Below are 22,258 nucleotides of genomic sequence, written 5' to 3'. Positions count from 1 at the left end.
GCGGCCGAGCGGCGACCTTCGCTGCCCGGCCGCTCTCCCTATTGATGTGAGCACGTCCTGATGTTCGATATCGGTTTCACCGAACTGCTATTGGTCGGCCTGGTGGCATTGATGGTGCTCGGTCCGGAACGCCTGCCCGGTGCGGTTCGCACCACGGGACTGTGGGTTGGCCGGCTGAAACGCAGCTTCAGCAACATCAAGGCCGAGGTGGAGCGCGAGATCGGTGCCGACGAGATCCGCCGGCAACTGCACAACGAGCGCATCCTCGATCTGGAGCGGGAGATGAAGCAGAGCATCATGCCGCCGTCGCCCTCCAGCAGTCCGACCGCCACAACCCCGCCGACGTCCGCAGACGGCGCCGGCCAGGCCGCGAGCACAGCAAGCAGTAGTTCCAGCGATACGCTGACGCCCGCTGCGAACCCACCCGCTCCTGGCACCGAGACCGCTCAGCCCCTTCGCTCCGACAGACCATCCGAACCATGAGCAAGCCTTCCATCGACGACCAGGAAATGCCGCTGGTCGCGCACCTGACCGAGCTGCGCAAGCGCCTGCTGCGTTGCGTGGTCGCCATCGCCCTGCTCTTCGCCGGGCTGTTCTACTTCTCACAACAGATCTACGCGTTGGTCGCCGCGCCGCTGCGGGCCTATCTGCCCGAAGGCGCGACGATGATCGCCACCGGCGTCGCCTCGCCGTTCCTGACGCCGTTCAAGCTGACCCTGATGGTCGCGCTGTTCCTCTCCATGCCGATCATCCTGCATCAGATCTGGGGTTTCATCGCCCCCGGTCTGTACAAGCACGAGAAGCGCATCGCCGTGCCGCTGCTGGTGTCGAGCATCTTCCTGTTCTACGCCGGCATGGCCTTCGCCTATTTCGTGGTGTTCCCGATCATGTTCGGCTTCTTCGCCAGCGTGACGCCCGAGGGCGTGTCGATGATGACCGACATCGGCCAGTACCTGGACTTCGTCCTCACCCTGTTCTTCGCCTTTGGTGTGGCATTCGAGATTCCGGTGGCGACCTTCCTGCTCATCTGGGTCGGCATCGTCGATGTGGAGACCCTGCGCAAGAGCCGCCCGTACGTGATTGTCGGCTGCTTCGCCATTGGCATGGTGCTGACGCCACCGGATGTGTTTTCGCAGACCCTGCTGGCCGTGCCCATGTGGCTGCTGTTCGAAGCCGGCGTGATTTGCGGCAGCATGGTCAAGAAGCGTGAAGAGCCCTTCCGCGGCGACGCCGAGGACGACGAAGCGGAAGCCAGCGACCAGCCGCCCGCGCCGCGCCCGTGAACCTGTTGCTGCTCGAACCGGCCGACTTCATCGCCGGTGACCGGGTCCTGTTGCGCGACCGCCGCCTGACCCACATGCGCGAGGTACATCGTGCCGAGGCTGGCGAGCACCTGAAGGTTGGCCTGGTTGGCGGCAATATCGGCAGCGGCCAGTTGCTGCGCCTGGACGCCACCGAGGCCGAGCTGCAGGTGAGCTTCGATCAACCACCACCGGCCAAGCTGCCGGTGACCCTGCTGCTGGCGCTGCCACGACCGAAGATGCTGCGCCGGGTGCTGCAGACCGTCGCCGCCATGGGTGTACCAAAACTGGTCCTGCTCAACAGCTACCGAGTGGAAAAGAGCTTCTGGCAAACGCCCTTCCTCGAACCGTCCGCCATTCGCGAGCAGTTGATCTTCGGCCTCGAACAGGCGCGCGATACCGTGCTGCCCGAGGTCGTCATCGAAAAGCGCTTCAAGCCTTTCGTCGAAGACCGCCTGCCGCAGCTGGCGGCAGGCACCTGCGGCCTGGTCGGCCACCCTGGTGATTTCCCGCCCTGCCCTCGCGCGCTCAGCGAGCCAGTCACCCTGGCGATCGGTCCGGAAGGCGGCTGGATTCCGTATGAGGTGGACAAGCTCGCCGCCGCCGGCCTGCAGCCGGTGCAGCTGGGTGATCGCATCCTGCGTGTGGAGACGGCGGTCACCGCATTGCTGGCACGGCTGTTCTGACCCTGGGATCGTTTCGATCGAAAGCGACCGGTGCCAGCTGCACGCCGATGAACGTAACGCACCCAGCCGGTACGAGGGAGTCAGAGATTGGGACTGCTCACGCCTCGGCGCGCTTGCGCCGCGGCCTCGACATTCCAACGAATCCCTAAAAGAGCCGTTCTTGCCATGCGACCACTGACTATCGACATGCACCGTCTGGAATATGCTCTGGACGGACGCGACATCGCCGAGTACTACCTGGATCTGGAAAGCGGCGAAATTCGCGCGATCTTTCCCGGTGATCCTCCTCCCGGGGCCATGGAGAAGTATGACGTCAAGGAGGACCGCTACCTGCACATCGAACCACTGGATCTCGCGCAATCGATCGCCATGCGTGAGGCCTTCCTGTTCACCCAGCACGATCCCATCGCCCATGCGGTGCTCAGCAATGCGCTCAAGGGGCGCAAGCCGCTACGCACCTTCGATTTCAAGCTGGAGGACTTCCCCGACGTCAGGGAGGCCTGGCTGCGCTACCAGACCGTACAGCTACGCGAATACGCTATTACCTGGTTGCGCGACAACGATCTGGAACCGATGCGCCACTGAAGCTCAGCTTTCGAGGAGAAAGGTCACCGGGCCGTCGTTGACCAGATGTACCTGCATCTCCGCGCCGAAGCGCCCACAGCCAACCAGGGGATGCTGGTCGCGCGCCTGCGCCAGCAGATAGTCGTACAGCGCCTCGCCTTGCGCAGGTGGCGCCGCGCTGGAAAAACTCGGGCGCAGGCCGCTGCGGGTGTCGGCGGCCAAGGTGAACTGCGAAACCAGCAGCAGGCCGCCGCCGATGTCCTTCAGCGACCGGTTCATCTTGCCCTGCTCGTCGCTGAACACCCGGTAGTTGAGCAGCTTGTGCAGCAGCTTGTCGGCGCGCGCCTGATCGTCTTCGCGCTCGACACCGACCAGCACCAGCAAACCCTGATCGATGGCGCCGACCACCTCGCCAGCCACCTCGACCCGCGCCTGGCGAACGCGCTGGATCAGCCCCTTCATTCGGCATCCGCCGGCGGCAGGTCGAGCAGGCGGTGGGCGATCTCACCGGTGGCACGGACCAGCGCATCGGTGATACCGACTTCCGCCGCCGAGTGCCCGGCATCGCGGATGATCTGCAGCTCGCTGTTGGGCCAGGCCTGGTGCAGTGCCCAGGCGTTGTCCAGCGGGCAGATCGCATCGTAGCGGCCATGCACGATGATGCCTGGCAGGTGGGCGATCTTCGGCATGTCGCGTAGCAGCTGATCGGGTTCAAGGAAGGCGTGGTTGACGAAGTAATGGCACTCGATGCGCGCCATCGACAGTGCCCGGTGCGGATCGGCAAAGCGCTCGACGACGTTGGAGTTGGGTCGCAGCGTCGCTGTGCGGCCCTCCCAGCACGACCAGGCCTTGGCCGCGTGCATCTGGGCGATCTGATCGCTGCCGGTAAGGCGACGATAGAAGGCTGACATCAGATCATCGCGCTCCTCGGGCGGAATCGGCGCGAGGAAATCCTGCCAGTAATCAGGGAACAACCGGCTGGCGCCTTCCTGATAGAACCAGGACAGGTCCTCGGGCCGGCAGAGGAAGATGCCACGCAGGATCAGCGCGTGCACGTGTTCGGGGAAGGCCTGGGCGTAGGCCAGCGACAGCGTCGAGCCCCAGGAGCCACCGAACAGCACCCACTTGTCGATACCCAGATGCTCGCGGATGCGCTGAATGTCGGCGATCAGGTGCGCGGTGGTGTTGTTCTCCAGGCTGGCATGCGGTGTCGAGCGACCACAGCCGCGTTGGTCGAAGGTGATGATGCGGTACAGGGTCGGATCGAAGAAGCGCCGGCTGATGGCGTCGCAACCACCGCCGGGGCCGCCGTGGACGAACAGCACCGGCAGGCCGTCCGGCGATCCACTCTCGTCGACATAGAGCACATGCGGTTCTTCCACCGCCAGCTCGTGCCGGGCGTAGGGTTTGATCTCCGGATACAAGGGCTGCATGGCACACTCCTGATCTGCGGCGGGCCGGCCGGCCCGCATGACGTTTGCGGCATCATAGCGAGGTTCGGGGAGTTGAGCATGTCAGCATGGAAAATAGCGGCGCTGGCGGTACTGCTGGCACTTGTCGGCTGCGGACGGGACGATCCGCAGGCGGCGCTGCAGCGCGCGGCAGAACAGCTGCAGACGAGCCTGGAGAGCAAGCAGACCGGGGAGCTGATGGCGCTGCTGCACGCCGATTTCCAGGCCCAGCGGCAGTACGATCAGGAATGGGCGCGGCGCACGGCGACGCTGATGTTCCTGCGCCACCGCAACGTCCGGGTGATCGCCCTGAGCCAGCGCAGCTGGATCGATGCGACTTACCCGGACCGCGGCTATACCGAAGCGCAGGTTGCGCTGACCGGCGCCGAGGCGCTGTTGCCGCAGCAGGCCGGGCACTATCAGGTCAGGCTGGAATGGCGACAGGAGAACGGCAACTGGCAGCTGGCGCGCCTGCAATGGCAGTGAGCGGCGCCGAGCGCTGAACGCTCATCGCCGCCAGATCAACTCGGAGGTGTCGTAGCCCCTGCGTTCGGCCTCGCTGAGCAGGCGCTCCCGCGTCGCCTGGTCGACCTCGGCGTCGCGCGCAAGCAGCCAGAGGTACTTGCGGTCGGGGCTGCCGACCAGCGCGGTGTTGTAGCCCTCGTCGAGGTAGAGCACCCAGTAGTGTCCCTTGGTCAGATCGGGGAACAGCCGGCTGAACCAGTTATCGAAGCGCACCCATAGTCGATCGGTGCGCCCTGCCTCCTGCGGTACCGCCTCACCCTTTGCTTCCTGCCATTCGCCATCTTCCGTCTCGCAGCGATTGGTCACCGCGACATGGCCATCATCCTTTAACTGGTAGTGCGCTTCGGAGCGCAGGCAGTCACGCTGAAAGAACATCGGCAGGCGTGCCAGCTCGTACCAGGTGCCCTGGTAGCGCTCGAGATTCACCTCGCCCACGGTTTCCGGCGGCCGTTCACGCCCGCCTCCCACGCAGCCACTCAACAGCATCATCAAGCACAGCAGGGCGACACTTGCACGCATCGGATATCTCCAGGGTTGCATCAGCGGTTATTGCAGCCCCTTGCCGGAAAACATCATCACCTTGTCGCCGGCGAACTGGACGCTGATGAAGCGGTTCTTCTCACCCCAGGTACAGCTGGACATGCCCAGCGCGCCGGCGCATTCCGAAGGCTTGCCGAGCAGCTTCTCCACCTCCACCCGCTCCATGCCGGGCTTGAGCTTGGCGAAGTTCTCCTGGGTGATCGGGCTGCAGGCGGCCAGCAGAGCCGTGCAGACAATCAGCAATGGGGTACGCAATGACATATCGAGCTCCTTGCTTCTTTTTAAGTTCAGCATTGCCGAGCGAGGTTTCTGCAGCGCTACGACGGCGGCACGCTAGAACGACGAACCCGGCTGCTGCAGGAATGATCGTTCGGCGTCGCTGCTGCGACGTCCGAGAATGGCGTTGCGATGCGGGAAGCGGCCGAAGCGGGAGATGACGTCCCGATGGCGCTCGGCATAGTCGAGAAAGCCGGCGAACAGCACCTGCTCGTGCTCGGCAGCGATGTCGCGCAGGGCCGTGAAGTGCGCCACAGCCAGATCCTGCACCGCCAGGTTCTCCGCGTGTTCCAGCACCAGATAGATGAATACCCGCTGGATCGGCGAGAGCAGCATGTCGCCGCCATGGGCCAAACCATCGCGGACCAACTGCTGTGCGCGCTCATCGCCGGCGAAGGCCCGCGGGGTGTCGCGGTGGATCATGCGTGGCAGCTGGTCGAGCAGCAATACCAAGGCCAGCCAGCCCTCGGGCAGTTCGGCCCAGTCCTGCAACTCTCCGTCCAGCGCCTGTTCGACCAGTGCGACGAAGCGTTCGCGGGCCTCGGCATCCTGCTCTGGACGGTAACCGAACCAGAGGCGCTGCTTTTCAGCCGCGATCTCGCTTGCGCTGGTGCCCTGGCCGAACCACCAGTGGAGCAACTCCTGCCAGGGCGCCTGCACCGGTCAGCCCTGGTGATAGCCGGTGACGCGCTCGACTTCTTCCTTCGAGCCGAGGAACACCGGCACGCGCTGGTGCAGGGAATCCGGCTGGATCTCCAGGATGCGCTGGGAACCGGTGGTGGCGGCACCGCCGGCCTGTTCGATGATCATCGACATCGGGTTGGCCTCGTACATCAGGCGCAACTTGCCAGCCTTGTCCGGCTCGCGGGCGTCGCGCGGGTACATGAAGATGCCGCCGCGGGTGAGGATACGGTGCACGTCGGCGACCATCGAGGCGATCCAGCGCATGTTGTAGTTCTTGCCCAGCGGGCCTTCCTTGCCGGCTAGCAGCTCGCTGACGTAGCGCTTGACCGGCTCTTCCCAATGGCGCTGGTTGGACATGTTGATGGCGAACTCGGCGGTGCTCTGCGGCACGCTGAGGTTCTCATGGGTGAGCACGAAGCTGCCCAGCTCGCGGTCGAGGGTAAAGCCCATGACGCCATGGCCGAGGGTCAGCACCAGCATGGTCTGTGGGCCGTAGATGGCATAACCGGCGGCGACCTGTTTGGTGCCCGGCTGCAGGAAGGCTTCCTCGCCGAGAGCGTCGTTCTGGCTGAAGCAGGCATCCGGGCAGCGCAGCACGGAGAATATGGTGCCGACCGAGACGTTCACGTCGATGTTGCTGGAGCCGTCCAGCGGGTCGAAGACCAGCAGATAGGCGCCCTTCGGGTATTTGCCGGGAATCTGGTACGCGTTGTCCATTTCCTCGGAAGCCATGCCGGCCAGGTGGCCGCCCCACTCGTTGGCTTCCAGCAGGATTTCGTTGGAGAGCACGTCGAGCTTTTTCTGCACTTCGCCCTGCACGTTCTCGCTGCCGGCGCTGCCCAGCACGCCGCCCAGCGCGCCCTTGGAAACCTGGTGGCTGATCGCCTTGCACGCACGCGCCACGACCTCGATGAGAAAGCGCAGATCCGCCGGGGTATTGTTGCTGCGAGTCTGCTCGATGAGGTAGCGACTGAGGGTTACGCGTGACATGGAAATGGCTCCGGAGGAAGGATAAACCCGCGCAGTTTAGCAGGCCGTAGGAAAACTAACTCCCCTCAGACCGGTTCGCCCCCCGCAGAGTTCAGCGCAGCGGCGAGCAGATTGCCAGCACGAGCGCAACGCCCCGCAGGTTCCGGCTGCCCGCCAGCGAAAAAGCGCCGGCGGGCCTGCCGTCACATCACTTTCCAGATTTCCCGGGCGTACTCGCGGATGGTGCGATCGGACGAGAACCAGCCCGTGCGCGCGGTATTGAGCACCGAGGAACGCCACCAGCGGGCCGGATCGCGCCAGCGCTCCTCGACCTCCAGCTGGGCCTGCCAGTAGGCCTCGAAATCGGCGCAGACCATGAAGGTATCGTGCCAGCTGATGCCATCAACAAGGCCGGTATAGCGCCCGGCGTCACCCGGCGAGAAGGCACCGCCGCGAATGGCCGAAAGCACCTCGGCCAGCCGCGGCGAAGCGGCGATGATGGCTTCGGCGTTGTATTCGTTGGCCTGCTTGCGCACATTCACTTCCTGCGCGGTGAGCCCGAAGATGAACATGTGCTCCAGGCCGATCTGCTCGCTCATCTCCACGTTGGCGCCGTCGAGGGTGCCGATGGTCAGCGCACCGTTGAGGGCAAACTTCATGTTGCTGGTGCCGGAAGCCTCGAGCCCGGCGGTGGAAATCTGCTCGGACAGGTCCGCCGCGGGAATGATGTCCTCGGCCAGGCTGACGTTGTAATTGGGCAGGAACACCACCTTGAGCAGCCCACGGACGGTGGGGTCGGCGTTGATGGTGTTGGCGATGTCGTTGGTCAGCTTGATGATCAGCTTGGCCTGGTGATAGCTGGCGGCCGCCTTGCCGGCGAAGATCTTCACCCGCGGCACCCAGTTGCCGCCCGGATCGGAGCGAATGGCCTGGTACAGCGCCACGGTGTGCAGCAGGTTGAGCAGCTGGCGCTTGTACTCGTGGATGCGTTTGACATGCACATCGAACAGCGCGCTCGGATCGACACTGATACCCAGCCGCTCCTGGATCACATTGGCCAGATGACGCTTGTTGGCCAGCCGCTGTTCGGCGAAGCGCTGGCGGAACGCGGCCTGTTCGGCAAAGGGTTCGAGCTCGCGCAGGCGGGTTTCCGGCTCATCGAGTACCTCCTCGCCGACATGCTCCACCAGCAACTGGGTCAGCTGCGGATTGGCCTGATACAGCCAGCGGCGGAAGGTGATGCCATTGGTCTTGCTGTTGATCCGCTGCGGGTAGAGCCGATGCAGGTCGGTGAACACGGTCTTGCGCATCAGCTGCGTATGCAGACCGGACACGCCGTTGGTGCTGTGCGAACCGAGGAAGGCCAGGTTGCCCATGCGCACCCGCCGGCCGTGCTCCTCCTCGATCAGCGACACCGAGCGCAGCAGCTCGGCGTCGTGGATGCCGCGCTCGCGCAGGTTGTCCAGGTGGTAGGCATTGATCAGGTAGATGATCTGCATATGCCGTGGCAGCAGGCGTTCCATCAGCCCCACCGGCCAGGTCTCCAGGGCCTCGGGCAGCAGGGTGTGGTTGGTGTAGGACAGGGTGGCGATGGTCAGCCTCCAGGCGTGCTGCCATTCGTAGCTGTGCACATCGACCAGCAGCCGCATCAGCTCGGCCACGGCAATCGCCGGATGGGTGTCGTTGAGCTGGATCGAGGTGTAGTCGGGCAGGCTGTCCAGCGAGCCGCGCTGCTTGAGATGGCGGCGCAGCAGATCCTGCAGCGAGGCGGCAACGAAGAAGTACTCCTGGCGCAGACGCAGCTCCTGCCCCGCCTCGGTGCTGTCGGCCGGATAGAGCACCCGCGAGATGCTCTCGGCGCGGGCCTTTTCCGCCGCGGCGCCGATGTGGTCACCAGCATTGAAGCGCGCCAGATGGAAATCCGCCTCGGGACGCGCACGCCAGAGGCGCAGCGTATTCACCCCGGCACCGCGCCAGCCGACGATGGGCGTGTCGTAGGCGATCGCCCGCACGCTCTCGGCCCAGTGCCAGAAATGCTGGACCTCGCCTTTCTCGTTGGTGGCCGCCGTGACGCTGCCGCCAAAGCCGATCAGATACTTCACCTCGGAGCGCTCGAACTCCCAGGGGTTACCGAAATCTAGCCAGGTCTCGGTTTGCTCGTGCTGCCAGCCGTCGACGATCGCCTGGCGAAACAGGCCGTGGTCATAGCGAATGCCATAGCCGTGGGAGACCACACCAAGGGTCGCCATGCTCTCCATGAAACAGGCCGCGAGCCGCCCGAGGCCGCCGTTGCCGAGCGCCGCGTCCGGATCCAGCAGACGGATGCGATCGATGTCCACATCCAGCCCGGCCAGCGCCTCGCGCGCCACCTCGAACAGGCCCAGGTTGCTCAGGCTGTCCACCAGCAGACGGCCGATCAGGAACTCCAGGGAAAGGTAGTAAACCCGCTTCTGCCCGCCGGTATAGGCCTCGCGCGTGCAATCCATCCAGCGATCGATGGTGCTGTCGCGGGTCGCCAGGGCGACCGCATGGAACCAGTCATAGTCGGAGGCGTTCTCCGGATCCTTGCCCACCGAGTAGGTGAGCTTGCGCAAAACCCGCTCACGGAAAGCGGCGACTTCTTGGGCAGTGGCGTTGGCTGATTCCTGCGTCATGGACAGACCTCGGTTAGCGAAGACACACAAGAGGGACTCGCGGCAGCCGCGCCCGTTCACCTCCGTTCGGCGTTCCTGAAAAAGGGTTGCAGGTTTCCTTTACATCTGCGCTACCGCCTGTCCGGTCACCGGCGCCGGAAGGCACTGGTAATCGGCGCGCGAGCCGCTATGATCCGCGCGCCCAACCGCACCTGAAGACATCCCGTGAAGACAAGACTGATCGCCTCCGCCGACCCGGAACGCCTGGAAACCTGGGTACGCTACAGCGCCGGCCTGTGCCGTGACTGCCACGCGACCTGCTGCACCCTGCCGGTGGAAGTGCGCATCGACGACCTGATCCGCCTGGAACTGGTCGATGCCTTCGAGCGCGACGAGCCGGCGAAGAACATCGCCAAGCGCCTGAGCAAGGCGGGCATCGTCGAGCACTTCAATCACAAGCACGAAATCTTCACGCTGACGCGCCTGACCAATGGCGACTGCCTCTATCTGGACCGCAAGACGCGCCTTTGCACGGTCTATGCCAAGCGGCCGGACACCTGCCGCAACCATCCGCGCATCGGGCCACGCCCCGGCTACTGCGCCTATCGCAGCAAGACCAACGGCTAGCGGCGCACCAGCGAACGTCACCCCCAACCGCCACGGCACCGGCCCGGGGCACGCAGGGCCGGGCGCGCAGCGGATCTGGCGACCCCGGCCTAATGCCTGAACGGACTGGCCAAAGCGTGACTCAGGAGTCATGCTTGGCGTCTGTCTGTATCTTCGCAACGTTTAGGAATCTACCCGGCATGAGCCGCGATAGCCGCTACCTGGAAGCCATCCTCCATCACGACATTCCGCTGACCCGCTCGCTCGGGTTGCGTGTCGAGCAGTGGGAAAACCACGAGCTGCGCCTGCAGGTGCCGCTGCAGCCGAACATCAATCACAAGAGCAGCATGTTCGGCGGCAGCCTCTACTGCGCCGCCGTACTGGCAGGCTGGGGCTGGCTGCATCTGCGCCTGCGCGAAGCCGGCATCGAAGACGGCCACATCGTCATCCACGAAGGCAAGATCGAATACCCGCTGCCGGTGGTCGACGACGCCATGGCCATCTGTTCGGCACCGAGCCCCGAGGCCTGGGAACGTTTCGAGGCGATCTATCGCCGGCGCGGGCGCTCGCGCCTGGAACTACACAGCCGCATCCTCGCCGCCGACGGTCGCGATGCCGTGCGCTTCACCGGGCAGTTCGTGCTGCACAAGTAACTGCTCGGCTGCGCCTGAGCGGCGCAGCCCTGCTGATCCTGCCTCGGGCGTAGCGCGGTCAGCTGCGGTTGGCCAGCTCGATCAGCATCTCGCGCCAGTCCACGCCGGCCGGAAGCGCCAGGAACGATGGATTGAGATACGTCTCCCGCGCCTCGTAGCGTAGCGGCGCACCTGCCACCTCCAGCACCTCGCCACCGGCACCTTCCAGCACCCCCTGTGCCGCCGCTGTGTCCCATTGCGAGGTCGGCGCCAGCCGCGGATAGCAGTCCGCCGAGCCCTCGGCGAGCAGACAGAACTTCAGCGAGCTGCCGACATTGGCCAGCGCCAGCTCACCAAAGCGTCCGCGCAGGCTGTCCAGCAGCCGCTCCTGCGCCGGGCTGCTGTGGCGCCGGCTGGCCACCACGGTAAAGCTTCCGGCGGGATGCGGCCGCACGCGCAAGGGCTGCGTCGCGCCATCGGCCTCGCTGCGCCAGGCGCCGAAATCCTTGCCGCCGTAGTAGCAGCGTCCGGATGCCGGAATGCCGACCACGCCGAAGCGCACCTCGCCCTGTTCGATCAGGGCCACATTGACGGTGAATTCCGCGCTGCCGGCGATGAACTCCTTGGTGCCGTCCAGCGGGTCGACCAACCACCAGCGCGTCCAGCCGGCACGCTCGGCCAGCGGCACCTCGCAGTCCTCCTCGGAGAGCACCGGGATGCTGCCGTCGAGCGCCTTTAGACCATCGAGCAACACATGATGTGCCGCCATGTCCGCCGCCGTCACCGGTGACTGGTCGGCCTTGGCCTGCACCTCCAGCTCGCTGCGCCAGTGCGGCAGGATCGCCTCACCGGCCTGGCGCACCAGATCGATCACCGTCGAAAGATAAGGATGACTCATTGGCCGAACTCCCCGCGCTGGGTCAGCAGATCACGCGCCAGATAGAGCGCCGCCAGTGCGCGGCCTTCGCTGAACTGTGGATGCTGTACCAGGCTGGACAGCTCGTGCAGGCTGACCTTGTCGAGCCACATCGGCTCGGGTTCGTCGCCTGGCAGCCGCTCTGGATAGAGATCGCGGGCCAGCACGACCTGGATCTTCTGGCTCATGTAGCCAGGTGAGAGCGACAGTTCGGTGAGCAGCTCCAGGCGCCGGGCGCCGAAGCCGGCTTCCTCCTTCAGCTCGCGGTTGGCCGCTTCCAGCACATCCTCGCCCGGCTCGATCAGCCCCTTGGGCAGCGACAGCTCGTAGCTGTCGGTACCGCCGCAGTACTCCTCGACCAGCAGCGCATTCTCGGCGTCGGCCAGCGCCACGATCATCACCGCTCCGTAGCCGCTGCCCTTGCCGACCAGGCGCTCGAAGGTGCGTTCCACACCGTTGGAGAAGCGCAACTGCAATTCCTCGACGCGGAACAGGCGGCTGCTGGCGACGATTTCACGGGCGAGCACGGTGGGTTTCTGGCGCATGGGGAACTCCTGGAAACGCGAGCGGCTATCATAACCCGTGTTCCTGCACTGGCCGTGAGCGCTTTGCGACCAGCTGAACGCCCTGCCCGCCCTCACTAGGTCACTTGAGCCGCCCATGATCGCCACCCTGCCTGGCCCGACATCGATACCGTCCTGCTCGACATGGACGGCACCCTGCTGGATCTCCACTTCGACAATCACTTCTGGCTCGAGCTGCTGCCGCAGCGCTACGCCGAACTGCACGGCATCAGCCGCGCGATGGCCGAACTGGAGCTCGCGCCGCTGTTCAACGAACACGTCGGCAAGCTCACCTGGTATTGCCTGGACTACTGGACACGCGAACTGAACCTGCCGATCCGCGAGATGAAGCGTGAGATAGCCGAGTTGATCGCTCTCAGACCCAGCGCCGACGAGTTCCTCTCGGCGCTGCGCCAGGCTGGCAAGCGCGTGGTGCTGATCACCAACGCCCACCGCGACTCGTTGTCGCTGAAGCTGGAAAAAATCGAACTGGCGCCCTGGTTCGACCGCCTGATCAGCTCCCACGACTATGGCTACCCGAAAGAGGAAGCGCAGTTCTGGTATGCGCTGCGCCAGGATCTGGAGTTCGACCCGTCACGTGCCCTGTTCATCGACGATAGCCTGCCGATCTTGCGCAGTGCCCGGCGTTTCGGCATCGCCCATCTGCTCGCGGTGCGCGAGCCGGACAGTCGCCGCGCGCCGAAGGATACCGAGGAGTTCGCCGCCGTCGAGGACTATCGCGACCTGGCGAGCAGCCTGACCGGCCCCCTGGCGTGACGGCTGGCTCTGCCGTGGGCCAGGCAGAAGCCTTACACTACGCAACAGTTGCCGCCGGCAGAACTGACTCAGGATGGGTTAGGGCCGAGCAACATCGAAACAGCGCACGCCGGTCGTCGAGACCCGGCATTCGCGGTTCAAAAGCCACGGATGATCGATAGGAAGTGACATGGCAGCAGTAGGCGCCGAGTTCTGGCCCCACAGTCAAAGCGAGATGAGCGAGCGCATTCGCCGGCATGCCTGGAACGAAAGCGTGCTCGGCCCGCTCGATAGCTGGCCGCAGACGCTGCGGTTGCTGCTCGACACCATCCTCGAAGCGCCGCTGCCCATGTGCATCCTCTGGGGCGATCAGGCGCTGCAGCTGTACAACGACGCCCATGCCCGGCTTATCGGCGACCGCCACCCGGCCGAACTGGGCATGCCGGCCTGCCGGCGCTGGGGCGCGACCTGGGAGCTGCTCGCCCCGGCATGCGACAGAGCCCGGCGCGGCGAGCCGCGAACGCTGCGCAACCAGCAGCTGGCGGTCGAGCGCGACGGCCAGCGGGTCGAGGCCTGGTTCGACCTGGCACTGAGCCCGATCCGCAACGAGCCGCACGGCATCGGCGGATTGCTGCTGTGCCTGAGCGAAACCAGCGAACGCGTGCGCACCGAAACCCGCCTGTCGCAGACCGCCCTGCACTACAAGCTCAGCGCCGAGGTGCACCGCGCCAGCGAACAGCGCCTGCAGCTGGCACTGGAGGCCAGCGACCTGATCGGCATCTGGGACTGGGCCATCCAGGCCAGCGAAATCCCGGCGGGCGCTGAGCTTTCCCGCATCCTGCCGGTGGCCCAGTCCGGGCCTAACGGTCTGAGCAGCGAAGCCTTCTTCGATCATGTCCACCCCGATGACGTGCCACGCCTGCGTGCCGCGCTGGAGCGCTGCATCGTCGAGCGCGGCACGCTCGACGAGCGCTACAGGCTGCGCAGCGACGATGGAGTCACCCGTTGGGCGCTGGCGCGCGGCCGCTGCCATTGCGACGAGCAGGGCTGGCCACAGCGCTTTCCCGGCGCGGTGATGAACATCACCGGGCAGCAGGCCAGCGAAGATGCCCTGCGCCAGAGCGAAGCCGAGCTCAAGATGGTCACCGACGCGCTGCCGGTGCTGATCGGTTACGTCGACGCCGAGGAACGCTTTCGCTTCAACAACCGCTACTACTCCGACTGGTTCGGCCACTCGACCGAATGGCTGCTGGGCAAGACCGCCCGCGAAGTGCTCGGTGAGCGCGGCTATGCCGAGCGCCAGGCGAGCATCCGTGACGCCCTCGCTGGCCGCGACGTGACCTTCGAGGCCCATAGCCCGCACCATGACGGCCAGCCCCGACGCATGCTGGTGCACTACCTGCCGCGCCGTGACGGCCAGGGCAATGTGCTCGGCTTCTTCGTCATGGCGCTGGATGTCACCGAGCGCTGGCGCGCCGAGCAGGCCCTGCGCGAACTCAACGAAACCTTGGAAAGCCGCATCCAGGAGCGCACCCAGGCCCTGGCGGAAGTCTACGAACGCCTGCTCAAGGAAATGGCCAGCCGCGAACAGGCTCAGGAAGCGCTGCGTCAGGCGCAGAAGATGGAAGCGGTCGGCCAGCTGACCGGCGGCATCGCCCACGACTTCAATAACATGCTGACCGGGATCATCGGCGGCCTCGACCTGATCCAGCGCTATATCCAGTCCGGCCGCCATGATGAAACCCAGCGCTTCATCGACGCCGCGGTGACCTCGGCCAACCGCGCCGCGGCACTGACCCATCGTCTGCTGGCCTTCGCGCGTCGGCAGCCGCTGAATCTCAAGTGCGTCGAACTCAACCAGCTGATCGAGTCGATGCACGATCTGCTGAGCCGCACCCTGGGCAGCCATATCCGCATCAGCAACCAGCTGCAAGCCGGTCTGTGGCCGGTCTCGAGCGACGAGAACCAGCTGGAGAGCGCGCTGCTCAACCTGGTCATCAACGCTCGCGACGCGATGCCCGACGGCGGCTCCCTGCTGCTCGAGACGCGCAACGTCGAGCTTCGACAGCAGAGCGAGGTAGGTGAACTGGCGCCAGGACGCTACGTCATCCTGAGCCTGACCGACAGCGGCTGCGGCATGAGCGCCAAGGTCCTGGCCAGCGTCTTCGAGCCTTTCTTCACCACCAAGCCGATCGGCCAGGGCACCGGGCTGGGCCTGTCCATGGTCTACGGCTTCACCCGCCAGGCAGGCGGGCACGTTCAGATCGCCAGCGAACCGGGCAAGGGAACCCAGGTGAGCCTCTATCTGCCGGTCTTCGACAGCCAGCCCGAGGCGATACCGCTGACCAGCGAGGTGCATGGCCCGCTGCGCGCCCGGCAGGGCGAGACGGTACTGGTGGTCGAAGACGATCCAGCCGTGCGTCTGCTGGTTCTCGACGTGTTGCAGATGCTCGGCTACCAGGCCCTGGAAGCGGCGGATGGCAACGCCGCGGTGCGCATCCTGGAAAACACGCCCGACATCGATCTGCTGGTGACCGATGTCGGCCTGCCGGGAATGAACGGGCGCCAACTGGCGGATATCGCACGGCAGCAACGCGCCGGCCTGCCGGTCCTGTTCATGACCGGTTATGCCAGGCAGGCGGCCAGTTCGGACTTCCTCGAACCAGGAATGGACATGATCAGCAAGCCCTTCAACCTGGACGCGCTGGCCAAGCGCGTGCGCGACATGCTGGCGAAGGCCGACCAACGGTGAATCGTCTTCGGCCGGGCGGGGTCATAACCCTACCGGCTGCTGGCAACCTGATCGGCGCTCGCAGCGCAGTTGCCCGAACCCGGCCCTGAAACCGACCCTTACGAGCCTGCCGATGAACGCGCCTTCCCGTCTGCCCGCCGGCATCGCAACGGCCACGCCAACGCCCAGCGGTGCCAGCCAGCGCTATCACTATCAGCCGATCGACGAGGCCGAACGGTGCGTTGTCGACCTCGCCGAGGAGTGCGCGCTGGCGATCGCCTATAACGGGCTCAATCAGGCCGTGATGATGATTTCCCCGGCGGACCTCGAGGATTTCGTCGTCGGCTTCAGCCTGGCGAACGGCATCGTCGAGTCGCCGAACGACATCTACGACATTCATCTGCACGGCCAGGGCAGTGCCCGGCGGGCGGAAGTCGAGATATCCAGCCGCAGCTTCTGGCAACTCAAGCGGCAGCGCCGCCAGCTCCCCGGCAACAGCAGTTGCGGCCTGTGTGGCGTCGAAGCGCTGGAACAGGCCCTGCCGCAGCTGCCGATCATGCCTCCAGCAGCGCTGCCGCCGGCACACTGGCTGCACGACCTGCGCGAGCGCATCTCCGCTTATCAGCCGCTGGGACGCGACTGCGGCGCGGTACATGCTGCCCTGTTCATGGACAACCAGGGGACGATACGTCTGGGGCGTGAAGATATCGGTCGGCACAACGCGCTGGACAAGCTGATCGGTGCCATGGCGCGCGACGGATTGGAGGTTGCCGGCGGCCTGGCTATCGTCACCAGTCGCTGCAGCCTGGAGCTGGTGCACAAGGTTCAGCGCGCAGGCATCCCGACCCTGGTCAGCCTGTCCTCCCCCACCGGTCTCGCGACACGCTGGGCGCAGCGACACAACCTGAACCTGATTCATCTGCCGCATCGCAGCCGGCCGCGCGTCTACAGCCCGGTGGCAAGCGCCGCCCGCGACTGAGTTGCGGACGCCGCACAAGCGGCTTAAGACCTCCGCCCGCAAAGCAAGTTCCGACCGAAAATCAAAGAGTTAGCAAACAGGAACTGCTTCACGCATTTCATCGGGAAGCCCTTGCCGGAAGCGAAGCGGCACGTGAGGATCACGCCGCAATTCCTCATACGGGATCACACCATGAAGTACGCCTCGATTTTCCTGTTGTCCACCAGCCTGCTCAGCGCAGCCGCCTTTGCCGGCAGCAACACCGAAGCCGCCGTTGGCGGTGCCCTCGGTGGCGCGCTCGGTTCCGTGGTGGGTGAGCATCTGGGTGGCTCGACTGGCGCGACCATCGGCGCCGGCGTCGGCGGTGCGGCAGGTGGCATGGTCGGTGCCGACAAGCGCAGCCGCACCGAAGCGGCCATCGGCGGTGGCCTTGGTGCGGCCGGCGGCAACGTCATCGGCCAGCAGGTCGGCGGCAGCACCGGCGGTCTGATCGGTGCAGCCGTCGGCGGCGGTGCCGGTGGCGCAATCGGCAACGCCTATGGCGACGATGATGACGACCGCTACCGAGATGATCGCCGTTACCGCGACCGTCACTACTATGGCCCGCCCGGCAAGGCCAAGGGGCATTACAAGCATCGTCACAAACACCATTGATGCCTGAGCAGGTCGCCGGCCTGCTGCAGCATCCCTCGAGAACGCCCGGATTCGCCCTGCCGCGTCCGGGCGCTCTCGTTTCTCTGGCTCGATGAATCCAGCCGCTACGCCAGAGCCTCCAGCGCCGCGCGCAGGCACGGCGGGATCGCCGTCGGCCGGTTGCTCGCCCGCGCGACGAAGACATGCACGAAGCGGCCCGCCGCGCAGGCCTCCTGCTCGCCCTCGCGGAAGATCGCCAGCTCGTACCGCACCGACGAGTTGCCCAGTTTGGCCACCCGCAGGCCGACCTCGATCAGGTCCGGATAGGCGATCGAGGCGAAGTAGTCGCAAGCCGAACTGACCACGAAGCCGACGATGTCGCCATCCTGGATATCCAGCCCGCCCTGCTGGATCAGATAGTTGTTCACCGCCGTGTCGAAAAACCCGTAATAGACGACGTTGTTCACATGACCGTAGATGTCATTGTCGTGCCAGCGCGTGGTGATGGGCTGAAAGTGCTTGTAGTCGCGGCGCAGGTGTTTGGGTTGCTCGGGCATGGTCGTTCTCGCGGTACGAAATGAAGAGGAACTGGCTCAGTAGGCAGCCTGATAGATCGCCAGCGCATCGGCCTCGCTGACCTCGCGCGGATTGTTGACCAGCAGCCGCTGCTGCAGCATCGCCTCCTTCGCCAGCTGCGGCAGCATCTCTTCCGGCACGCCGGCGTCGCGCAGGCGGGTCGGCAGGCCGACGCGGGCGCTCATCTGCTCGAACTCCTCAATCAGCTGCTCGGCGTAGGTGGACGGATCACCCGTGCGCAGGCGCTCGCCGAGAATGATCGGTGCCAGTTCGCCGTAGTGCGTGGCCGCCGCGCTGACGTTGAAACGCAGCACCTGCGGCAGCACCAGGGCGTTGGACAGGCCGTGGGGAATGTGGAAATTGCCACCCAGCGGATAGGCCAGCGCGTGCACGGCGGCGACCGGCGCATTGGCGAACGCCTGGCCGGCCAGGCAGGCGCCCAGCAGCATGGCCTGGCGTGCCTCGCGGTTGCTGCCGTTGTGCACAGCCTCGTCCAGATTGGCCGCCAAGAGGCGCAGCGCCTCGCGGGCCAGCAGGTCGGACATGGGGTTCTTCTTCAGCGCGCTGGTGTAGGCCTCGATGGCATGCACCATGGCGTCGATGCCGGTGGCCGCGGTCACCGCCGGTGGCAGGCCGAGGGTGAGATCGGCGTCGAGCAACGCCAGGTCCGGCAGCAACAGGGGCGAGACCACGCCCATCTTGGTCGTCTCACCGGTGGTGATGATGGCGATCTGCGTGACTTCCGAGCCGGTGCCGGCGGTGGTCGGCACCTGGATCAGCGGCAGGCGCAGGCCGCGGGCGTTGCCGACACCATAGATATCCTGCAGCGACTGCGCGCAATCAGGATGTGCCAGCAGCGCAACCAGCTTGGCCACGTCCATGGAGCTGCCGCCGCCGAAGCCGATGATCAGATCGACCCGGGACGCCTTGGCCTGCGCCACCGCCGCCAGGACGATGTGCTCGGGCGGGTCGGCAACGACCTGATCGTAAACGGCGACCTTCAACCCTTCCGTCTCGAACCCCGGCAGGACCTCGTTGAGCAGGCCAAAACGGGTGATGCCCGGGTCGGTCACCACCAGCACCGAGCGCGCCCCACGCTCCTTGCAGAGGCTGGCCAGCCGGCGCGACGAGCCGGGCTCGCAGATCAATTGAGCGGTTGTGGCAAAGCTGAACGGATGCATCGGTGCCTCCTGTGATCGATTAGCTCAAAACGCGAAGTCGCTTTCCGGCAACGCCATCAGACAATCCGCGCCACCCTGAATCGCTTCTCGATGCGCACTCGCCCGCGGTAACACACGGCGCAGATAGAAATCCGCACTGGCCAGCTTGGCCTGATAGAAAGCCTCCTCGCCGGCGCCCTGCTCCAGCGCATCCTGCGAACGCGCCGCGGCCTGCAGCCAGAGGCCGGCCAACAAGACATAGGCCGAGTACTGCAGGAAATCCACCGACACCGCGCCGATCTCCTGGGGATCGCGACCGGTGGCGGCGATGATCTCGGCCGTCAGCTCGCGCCATTCGCCGAGACGCATCTGCACCTTGCTGGCCAGAGCGTGCAGCGCCGGGCGATCGATCTGCCGGTCGCAAATCTCGCTGAATTCCGCCTGCAGCGCCGACAGTTCCGCGCCGCCGTCGCCGAGCAGCTTGCGACGGATGTAATCCAGCGCCTGAATGCCGTTGGTGCCTTCGTAGAGCTGGGTGATGCGGCTGTCGCGCATCAGCTGTTCCATGCCCCATTCGCGGATATAGCCGTGGCCGCCGTAGACCTGCACGCCGAGGCTCGCCACCTCCTGACCCATGTCGGTGAAGAATGCCTTGACGATGGGGATCAGCAACGCAGCGCGCTTGCTTGCGGCCTTGCGATAGCTCGGCTCGGGGTGGCCGTGCTCGAGGTCCAACTGACGGGCGCAGTAGGCCGCCAGCATACGGCTGCCTTCGACCAGCGTCTTTTGCGTCAGCAGCATGCGGCGCACGTCGGGGTGCACGATGATCGGGTCGGCTGGCTTGTCCGGATGCTGCGCGCCGGCCAACCCACGAGACTGCAAGCGCTCACGGGCATAGGCCAGCGAGCCCTGATAAGCCTGTTCGGCAATGCCAAGTCCCTGCAAGCCGACTTGGAAGCGCGCGTCGTTCATCATGGTGAACATGCACGCCAGGCCCTGGTTGGGCTCGCCGACGATCCAGCCGGTGGCGCCATCGAAGTTCATCACGCAGGTCGCCGCGCCCTTGATGCCCATCTTGTGCTCGATGGCACCGCAGGACAGTGCGTTGTGCGCCCCCGGCGTGCCGTCGGCATTGGCGATGAACTTGGGCACCAGCAGCAGGCTGATGCCCTTCACGCCGGCCGGGGCATCCGGCAGCCGCGCCAGCACCAGGTGCACGATGTTCTCGCTCATGTCGTGCTCGCCGCCGGAGATGAAGATCTTGCTGCCGCTGACCTTGTAGCTGCCGTCCGCCTGCGGCTCGGCCTTGGTGCGCAGCAGGGCGAGGTCGGTGCCGGCCTGCGGCTCGGTGAGGCACATGGTGCCGCTCCAACTGCCGCTGACCAGCTTCTCCAGATAGGCATTTTTCAGTTCATCGCTGCCGTGCTTGTACAGCGCCAGCACCGCGCCTTCGGTGAGGCCGGAATAGATGCGAAAGGACAGCGACGCGCCCATCAGCATCTCGTGGAAGTTGCAGGCCACCAGCTGCGGGAAGCCCTGGCCGCCGTACTCGGTCGGCCCGGTCATGCTCGCCCAGCCGTTGTCGACGTACTGCTTGTAGGCCTCGACGAAGCCCTGCGGCGTGCGCACTTCGCCGTTTTCCAGGGTCACGCCTTCTTCGTCGCTGTTGCGATTGAGCGGCGCGATCTCGCCGCCGGTGTAGCGCGCAGCTTCTTCCAGCACGCCGTCGATCAGCTCGCGGTCCAGGCCGTTGCCGAGCAGTTCGCAATGGCCGGTGGCATCGAACAGCTCGTGCAGCACGAAGCGCATGTCACGCAGGGGGGCCTTGTATTCCATGCTCAAGCCTCCTTCTTGTAGTCGGCGAAGCGCCCGCCGAGTGTGGCCAGGCTGTCGATCAGCTCGGCCGGCTGCCAGTGCTCGCCGTGCTGCTCGGCCAGAGCGTTGAGGCGGTCACGAATGGCCGGCAGACCCTGACGGTCGGCCCAGGTCATCGGCCCGCCGACTTCCGCCGGGAAGCCGTAACCGTAGAGGTAGACGGTGTCGATATCGGCGCTGGACTCGGCCATGCCTTCCTCGAGAATCTTGGCGCCCTCATTGACCAGCGCCAGCAGGCAGCGCTCGAGAATCTCCTCCGGGCCGATCTCGCGGCGCTCATAGCCGAGGCGCTCGGACTCGCGCTGCACCAGGGCGTCCACTTCCGGATCGTGCTCGGCCTGGCGGCTGCCTTCGGCGTAGCGGTAGTAGCCCATGCGCGACTTCTGGCCGAAGCGGCCCAGTTCGCAGAGACGGTTATCCACCTGCACCTCGGGCTCGTCCTGGCCCTTGCCGGCCAGCTCGCGGGCGCGCCATTCCAGGTCGATACCGACCACGTCATACATGCGGAACGGGCCCATGGCGAAGCCGAAGCCTTGCAGCGCGGCGTCCACCTGATGGGGATAGGCACCTTCGAGCAGCATTATCCGCGCCTCGCGCACGTAGGTGGCGAGCATGCGATTGCCGATGAACCCCGGGCAGTTGCCGGCGACCACGCTGACCTTGCCCATGCGCTTGCCGAGGGCCGTGGCAGCCTCGAGCACTGCTGGCGCCGTCTTCGCTCCGCGGACGATTTCCAGCAGCTTCATGATGTGCGCCGGGCTGAAGAAGTGCAGGCCTACCACCTGCTCCGGGCGCTTGGTGACAGCGGCGATGGCATCGATATCCAGCGCCGAGGTGTTGCTGGCCAGGATGCCGGCCGCCTTCACGATGCCGTCCAGCTCGCGGAAGATCTTCTGCTTGAGTTCGAGGTTTTCGTAGACCGCCTCGATCACCAGGTCCACGTCGGCCAGCGCCGGGTAATCCGCCGCCTTGGCGATGCGGGCCCGGCGCGCCGCCGCTTCGGCCTCGTCGATCCGCCCCTGACGCACGTTGTGCGCGTAGGTGTCGGCCACCACGCCCAGCGCCTGCTCGAGCATCTCGGGATTGTTGTCCAGCCACAGCACCTGCACACCGGCATTGGCCAGGCTCATGACGATGCCGCGGCCCATGGTGCCCGCGCCGATCACGGCGGCGGTCTGGATATCGAAGCGGGGTTGGCTCATGTGAACGGTCCTCGTCGCAGG

The 22,258-nt window shown here is 65.6% G+C and carries 24 protein-coding genes; 11 read left to right on the top strand and 13 right to left on the bottom strand.

Annotated elements, in window-relative coordinates; genetic code table 11:
* Nucleotides 1-60 precede the first annotated feature (60 nt).
* The 4 genes from tatB to HZR81_RS11705 all read left to right on the top strand — a co-directional run bounded on the left by tatB (nucleotide 61) and on the right by HZR81_RS11705 (nucleotide 2,572).
* Nucleotides 61-483, top strand: a complete 423-nt coding sequence (tatB, locus tag HZR81_RS11720) for a Sec-independent protein translocase protein TatB (protein ID WP_102839437.1) — start codon at nucleotides 61-63, stop codon at nucleotides 481-483.
* A complete protein-coding gene (tatC, locus tag HZR81_RS11715) occupies nucleotides 480-1,283 on the top strand; it encodes a twin-arginine translocase subunit TatC (RefSeq protein WP_102839436.1) in 804 nt (267 codons plus the stop codon). Before tatB ends, tatC begins: the two co-directional genes overlap by 4 nt.
* Complete coding sequence (locus HZR81_RS11710; RefSeq protein ID WP_500128178.1) at nucleotides 1,280-1,987, top strand: 16S rRNA (uracil(1498)-N(3))-methyltransferase; 708 nt, start codon at nucleotides 1,280-1,282, stop codon at nucleotides 1,985-1,987. The genes tatC and HZR81_RS11710 overlap by 4 nt, the downstream gene beginning before the upstream one ends.
* Before the next feature lie 165 nt (nucleotides 1,988-2,152).
* Nucleotides 2,153-2,572 (top strand): UPF0158 family protein, encoded by a 420-nt coding sequence (locus HZR81_RS11705; RefSeq protein WP_102839434.1) that lies wholly within the window; start codon nucleotides 2,153-2,155, stop codon nucleotides 2,570-2,572.
* 3 nt (nucleotides 2,573-2,575) lie between these two features.
* Here the strand turns inward: HZR81_RS11705 and dtd are convergent, their stop codons facing one another.
* Entirely contained in the window at nucleotides 2,576-3,013 is a 438-nt protein-coding gene (dtd, locus tag HZR81_RS11700; protein WP_500128177.1) for a D-aminoacyl-tRNA deacylase, read from the bottom strand.
* Nucleotides 3,010-3,984 (bottom strand): prolyl aminopeptidase, encoded by a 975-nt coding sequence (gene pip, locus HZR81_RS11695; RefSeq protein WP_125868661.1) that lies wholly within the window; start codon nucleotides 3,982-3,984, stop codon nucleotides 3,010-3,012. The genes dtd and pip overlap by 4 nt, the downstream gene beginning before the upstream one ends.
* Nucleotides 3,985-4,062: 78 nt before the next feature.
* Here pip and HZR81_RS11690 point away from each other — a divergent pair, with 78 nt between their 5' ends.
* Complete coding sequence (locus tag HZR81_RS11690) at nucleotides 4,063-4,488, top strand: hypothetical protein (RefSeq protein ID WP_063541636.1); 426 nt, start codon at nucleotides 4,063-4,065, stop codon at nucleotides 4,486-4,488.
* Between the two features lie 21 nt (nucleotides 4,489-4,509).
* On the opposite strand, the gene HZR81_RS11685 is transcribed toward HZR81_RS11690, so the two are convergent.
* From HZR81_RS11685 to HZR81_RS11665, 5 genes are all read right to left on the bottom strand, one after another.
* Nucleotides 4,510-5,046 (bottom strand): lipocalin family protein, encoded by a 537-nt coding sequence (locus tag HZR81_RS11685; protein WP_102839430.1) that lies wholly within the window; start codon nucleotides 5,044-5,046, stop codon nucleotides 4,510-4,512.
* Nucleotides 5,047-5,073: 27 nt separating this feature from the next.
* On the bottom strand, nucleotides 5,074-5,328 hold the full coding sequence (gene bamE / locus HZR81_RS11680) for an outer membrane protein assembly factor BamE domain-containing protein (RefSeq protein ID WP_063541632.1): 255 nt from the start codon (nucleotides 5,326-5,328) through the stop codon (nucleotides 5,074-5,076).
* Between the two features lie 72 nt (nucleotides 5,329-5,400).
* On the bottom strand, nucleotides 5,401-6,003 hold the full coding sequence (locus HZR81_RS11675; protein WP_500128176.1) for a DUF924 family protein: 603 nt from the start codon (nucleotides 6,001-6,003) through the stop codon (nucleotides 5,401-5,403).
* Between the two features lie 3 nt (nucleotides 6,004-6,006).
* A complete protein-coding gene (locus tag HZR81_RS11670) occupies nucleotides 6,007-7,017 on the bottom strand; it encodes a class 1 fructose-bisphosphatase (protein ID WP_108241351.1) in 1,011 nt (336 codons plus the stop codon).
* A 182-nt stretch (nucleotides 7,018-7,199) separates the two neighbouring features.
* Nucleotides 7,200-9,650 (bottom strand): glycogen/starch/alpha-glucan phosphorylase, encoded by a 2,451-nt coding sequence (locus tag HZR81_RS11665; protein WP_500128175.1) that lies wholly within the window; start codon nucleotides 9,648-9,650, stop codon nucleotides 7,200-7,202.
* A 204-nt stretch (nucleotides 9,651-9,854) separates the two neighbouring features.
* On the opposite strand from HZR81_RS11665, the gene HZR81_RS11660 reads away from it, so the two are divergent.
* Complete coding sequence (locus tag HZR81_RS11660) at nucleotides 9,855-10,256, top strand: YkgJ family cysteine cluster protein (protein WP_020306829.1); 402 nt, start codon at nucleotides 9,855-9,857, stop codon at nucleotides 10,254-10,256.
* A gap of 179 nt (nucleotides 10,257-10,435) precedes the next feature.
* Nucleotides 10,436-10,888 (top strand): thioesterase domain-containing protein, encoded by a 453-nt coding sequence (locus tag HZR81_RS11655; RefSeq protein ID WP_024162031.1) that lies wholly within the window; start codon nucleotides 10,436-10,438, stop codon nucleotides 10,886-10,888.
* 58 nt (nucleotides 10,889-10,946) lie between these two features.
* Here the strand turns inward: HZR81_RS11655 and cysQ are convergent, their stop codons facing one another.
* The gene (gene cysQ / locus HZR81_RS11650; protein WP_500128174.1) at nucleotides 10,947-11,765 is read right to left on the bottom strand and encodes a 3'(2'),5'-bisphosphate nucleotidase CysQ; all 819 of its coding nucleotides are present in this window, start codon (nucleotides 11,763-11,765) and stop codon (nucleotides 10,947-10,949) included.
* Nucleotides 11,762-12,328, bottom strand: a complete 567-nt coding sequence (gene nudE / locus HZR81_RS11645) for an ADP compounds hydrolase NudE (RefSeq protein ID WP_500128173.1) — start codon at nucleotides 12,326-12,328, stop codon at nucleotides 11,762-11,764. The genes cysQ and nudE overlap by 4 nt, the downstream gene beginning before the upstream one ends.
* A gap of 162 nt (nucleotides 12,329-12,490) precedes the next feature.
* On the opposite strand from nudE, the gene yrfG reads away from it, so the two are divergent.
* The 4 genes from yrfG to HZR81_RS11625 all read left to right on the top strand — a co-directional run bounded on the left by yrfG (nucleotide 12,491) and on the right by HZR81_RS11625 (nucleotide 17,445).
* Nucleotides 12,491-13,123, top strand: coding sequence for a GMP/IMP nucleotidase (gene yrfG / locus HZR81_RS11640; protein ID WP_500128172.1), 633 nt, complete (start codon nucleotides 12,491-12,493; stop codon nucleotides 13,121-13,123).
* Between the two features lie 169 nt (nucleotides 13,124-13,292).
* Nucleotides 13,293-15,854, top strand: a complete 2,562-nt coding sequence (locus HZR81_RS11635) for a PAS domain-containing hybrid sensor histidine kinase/response regulator (protein ID WP_500128171.1) — start codon at nucleotides 13,293-13,295, stop codon at nucleotides 15,852-15,854.
* A gap of 112 nt (nucleotides 15,855-15,966) precedes the next feature.
* Nucleotides 15,967-16,812, top strand: coding sequence for a formate dehydrogenase accessory sulfurtransferase FdhD (gene fdhD / locus HZR81_RS11630; protein WP_500128170.1), 846 nt, complete (start codon nucleotides 15,967-15,969; stop codon nucleotides 16,810-16,812).
* 171 nt (nucleotides 16,813-16,983) lie between these two features.
* A complete protein-coding gene (locus tag HZR81_RS11625; protein ID WP_063541614.1) occupies nucleotides 16,984-17,445 on the top strand; it encodes a YMGG-like glycine zipper-containing protein in 462 nt (153 codons plus the stop codon).
* Between the two features lie 104 nt (nucleotides 17,446-17,549).
* Here HZR81_RS11625 and HZR81_RS11620 read toward each other — a convergent pair whose 3' ends face one another.
* Genes HZR81_RS11620 through HZR81_RS11605 form a run of 4 tightly spaced genes read right to left on the bottom strand, consistent with a single transcriptional unit; the run spans nucleotide 17,550 to nucleotide 22,237 of the window.
* Nucleotides 17,550-17,981 (bottom strand): acyl-CoA thioesterase, encoded by a 432-nt coding sequence (locus HZR81_RS11620; RefSeq protein ID WP_500128169.1) that lies wholly within the window; start codon nucleotides 17,979-17,981, stop codon nucleotides 17,550-17,552.
* 36 nt (nucleotides 17,982-18,017) lie between these two features.
* The gene (locus HZR81_RS11615; RefSeq protein WP_500128168.1) at nucleotides 18,018-19,181 is read right to left on the bottom strand and encodes an iron-containing alcohol dehydrogenase; all 1,164 of its coding nucleotides are present in this window, start codon (nucleotides 19,179-19,181) and stop codon (nucleotides 18,018-18,020) included.
* A 24-nt stretch (nucleotides 19,182-19,205) separates the two neighbouring features.
* A complete protein-coding gene (locus HZR81_RS11610) occupies nucleotides 19,206-20,996 on the bottom strand; it encodes an acyl-CoA dehydrogenase C-terminal domain-containing protein (RefSeq protein WP_500128167.1) in 1,791 nt (596 codons plus the stop codon).
* A 2-nt stretch (nucleotides 20,997-20,998) separates the two neighbouring features.
* Entirely contained in the window at nucleotides 20,999-22,237 is a 1,239-nt protein-coding gene (locus HZR81_RS11605) for a 3-hydroxyacyl-CoA dehydrogenase (protein ID WP_500128166.1), read from the bottom strand.
* Nucleotides 22,238-22,258: the final 21 nt, after the last annotated feature.

The sequence above is a fragment of the Pseudomonas sp. LM13 genome (genome assembly GCF_041381355.1).
GTDB classification, from domain to species: Bacteria; Pseudomonadota; Gammaproteobacteria; order Pseudomonadales; family Pseudomonadaceae; genus Stutzerimonas; species Stutzerimonas frequens.
This window is presented reverse-complemented; position numbering and strand designations above follow the sequence as displayed.

Excerpts from the sequence above, each read along its gene's own strand:
- tatB (WP_102839437.1), top strand. The coding sequence starts at position 61 with ATGTTCGATATCGGTTTCACCGAACTGCTATTGGTCGGCCTGGTGGCA.
- tatC (WP_102839436.1), top strand. The coding sequence starts at position 480 with ATGAGCAAGCCTTCCATCGACGACCAGGAAATGCCGCTGGTCGCGCAC.
- HZR81_RS11705 (WP_102839434.1), top strand. The coding sequence starts at position 2,153 with ATGCGACCACTGACTATCGACATGCACCGTCTGGAATATGCTCTGGAC.
- dtd (WP_500128177.1), bottom strand. The coding sequence starts at position 3,013 with ATGAAGGGGCTGATCCAGCGCGTTCGCCAGGCGCGGGTCGAGGTGGCT.
- pip (WP_125868661.1), bottom strand. The coding sequence starts at position 3,984 with ATGCAGCCCTTGTATCCGGAGATCAAACCCTACGCCCGGCACGAGCTG.
- HZR81_RS11690 (WP_063541636.1), top strand. The coding sequence starts at position 4,063 with ATGTCAGCATGGAAAATAGCGGCGCTGGCGGTACTGCTGGCACTTGTC.
- HZR81_RS11685 (WP_102839430.1), bottom strand. The coding sequence starts at position 5,046 with ATGCGTGCAAGTGTCGCCCTGCTGTGCTTGATGATGCTGTTGAGTGGC.
- bamE (WP_063541632.1), bottom strand. The coding sequence starts at position 5,328 with ATGTCATTGCGTACCCCATTGCTGATTGTCTGCACGGCTCTGCTGGCC.
- HZR81_RS11670 (WP_108241351.1), bottom strand. The coding sequence starts at position 7,017 with ATGTCACGCGTAACCCTCAGTCGCTACCTCATCGAGCAGACTCGCAGC.
- HZR81_RS11665 (WP_500128175.1), bottom strand. The coding sequence starts at position 9,650 with ATGACGCAGGAATCAGCCAACGCCACTGCCCAAGAAGTCGCCGCTTTC.
- HZR81_RS11655 (WP_024162031.1), top strand. The coding sequence starts at position 10,436 with ATGAGCCGCGATAGCCGCTACCTGGAAGCCATCCTCCATCACGACATT.
- cysQ (WP_500128174.1), bottom strand. The coding sequence starts at position 11,765 with ATGAGTCATCCTTATCTTTCGACGGTGATCGATCTGGTGCGCCAGGCC.
- nudE (WP_500128173.1), bottom strand. The coding sequence starts at position 12,328 with ATGCGCCAGAAACCCACCGTGCTCGCCCGTGAAATCGTCGCCAGCAGC.
- yrfG (WP_500128172.1), top strand. The coding sequence starts at position 12,491 with ATGGACGGCACCCTGCTGGATCTCCACTTCGACAATCACTTCTGGCTC.
- HZR81_RS11635 (WP_500128171.1), top strand. The coding sequence starts at position 13,293 with ATGGCAGCAGTAGGCGCCGAGTTCTGGCCCCACAGTCAAAGCGAGATG.
- fdhD (WP_500128170.1), top strand. The coding sequence starts at position 15,967 with ATGAACGCGCCTTCCCGTCTGCCCGCCGGCATCGCAACGGCCACGCCA.
- HZR81_RS11625 (WP_063541614.1), top strand. The coding sequence starts at position 16,984 with ATGAAGTACGCCTCGATTTTCCTGTTGTCCACCAGCCTGCTCAGCGCA.
- HZR81_RS11620 (WP_500128169.1), bottom strand. The coding sequence starts at position 17,981 with ATGCCCGAGCAACCCAAACACCTGCGCCGCGACTACAAGCACTTTCAG.
- HZR81_RS11615 (WP_500128168.1), bottom strand. The coding sequence starts at position 19,181 with ATGCATCCGTTCAGCTTTGCCACAACCGCTCAATTGATCTGCGAGCCC.
- HZR81_RS11610 (WP_500128167.1), bottom strand. The coding sequence starts at position 20,996 with ATGGAATACAAGGCCCCCCTGCGTGACATGCGCTTCGTGCTGCACGAG.
- HZR81_RS11605 (WP_500128166.1), bottom strand. The coding sequence starts at position 22,237 with ATGAGCCAACCCCGCTTCGATATCCAGACCGCCGCCGTGATCGGCGCG.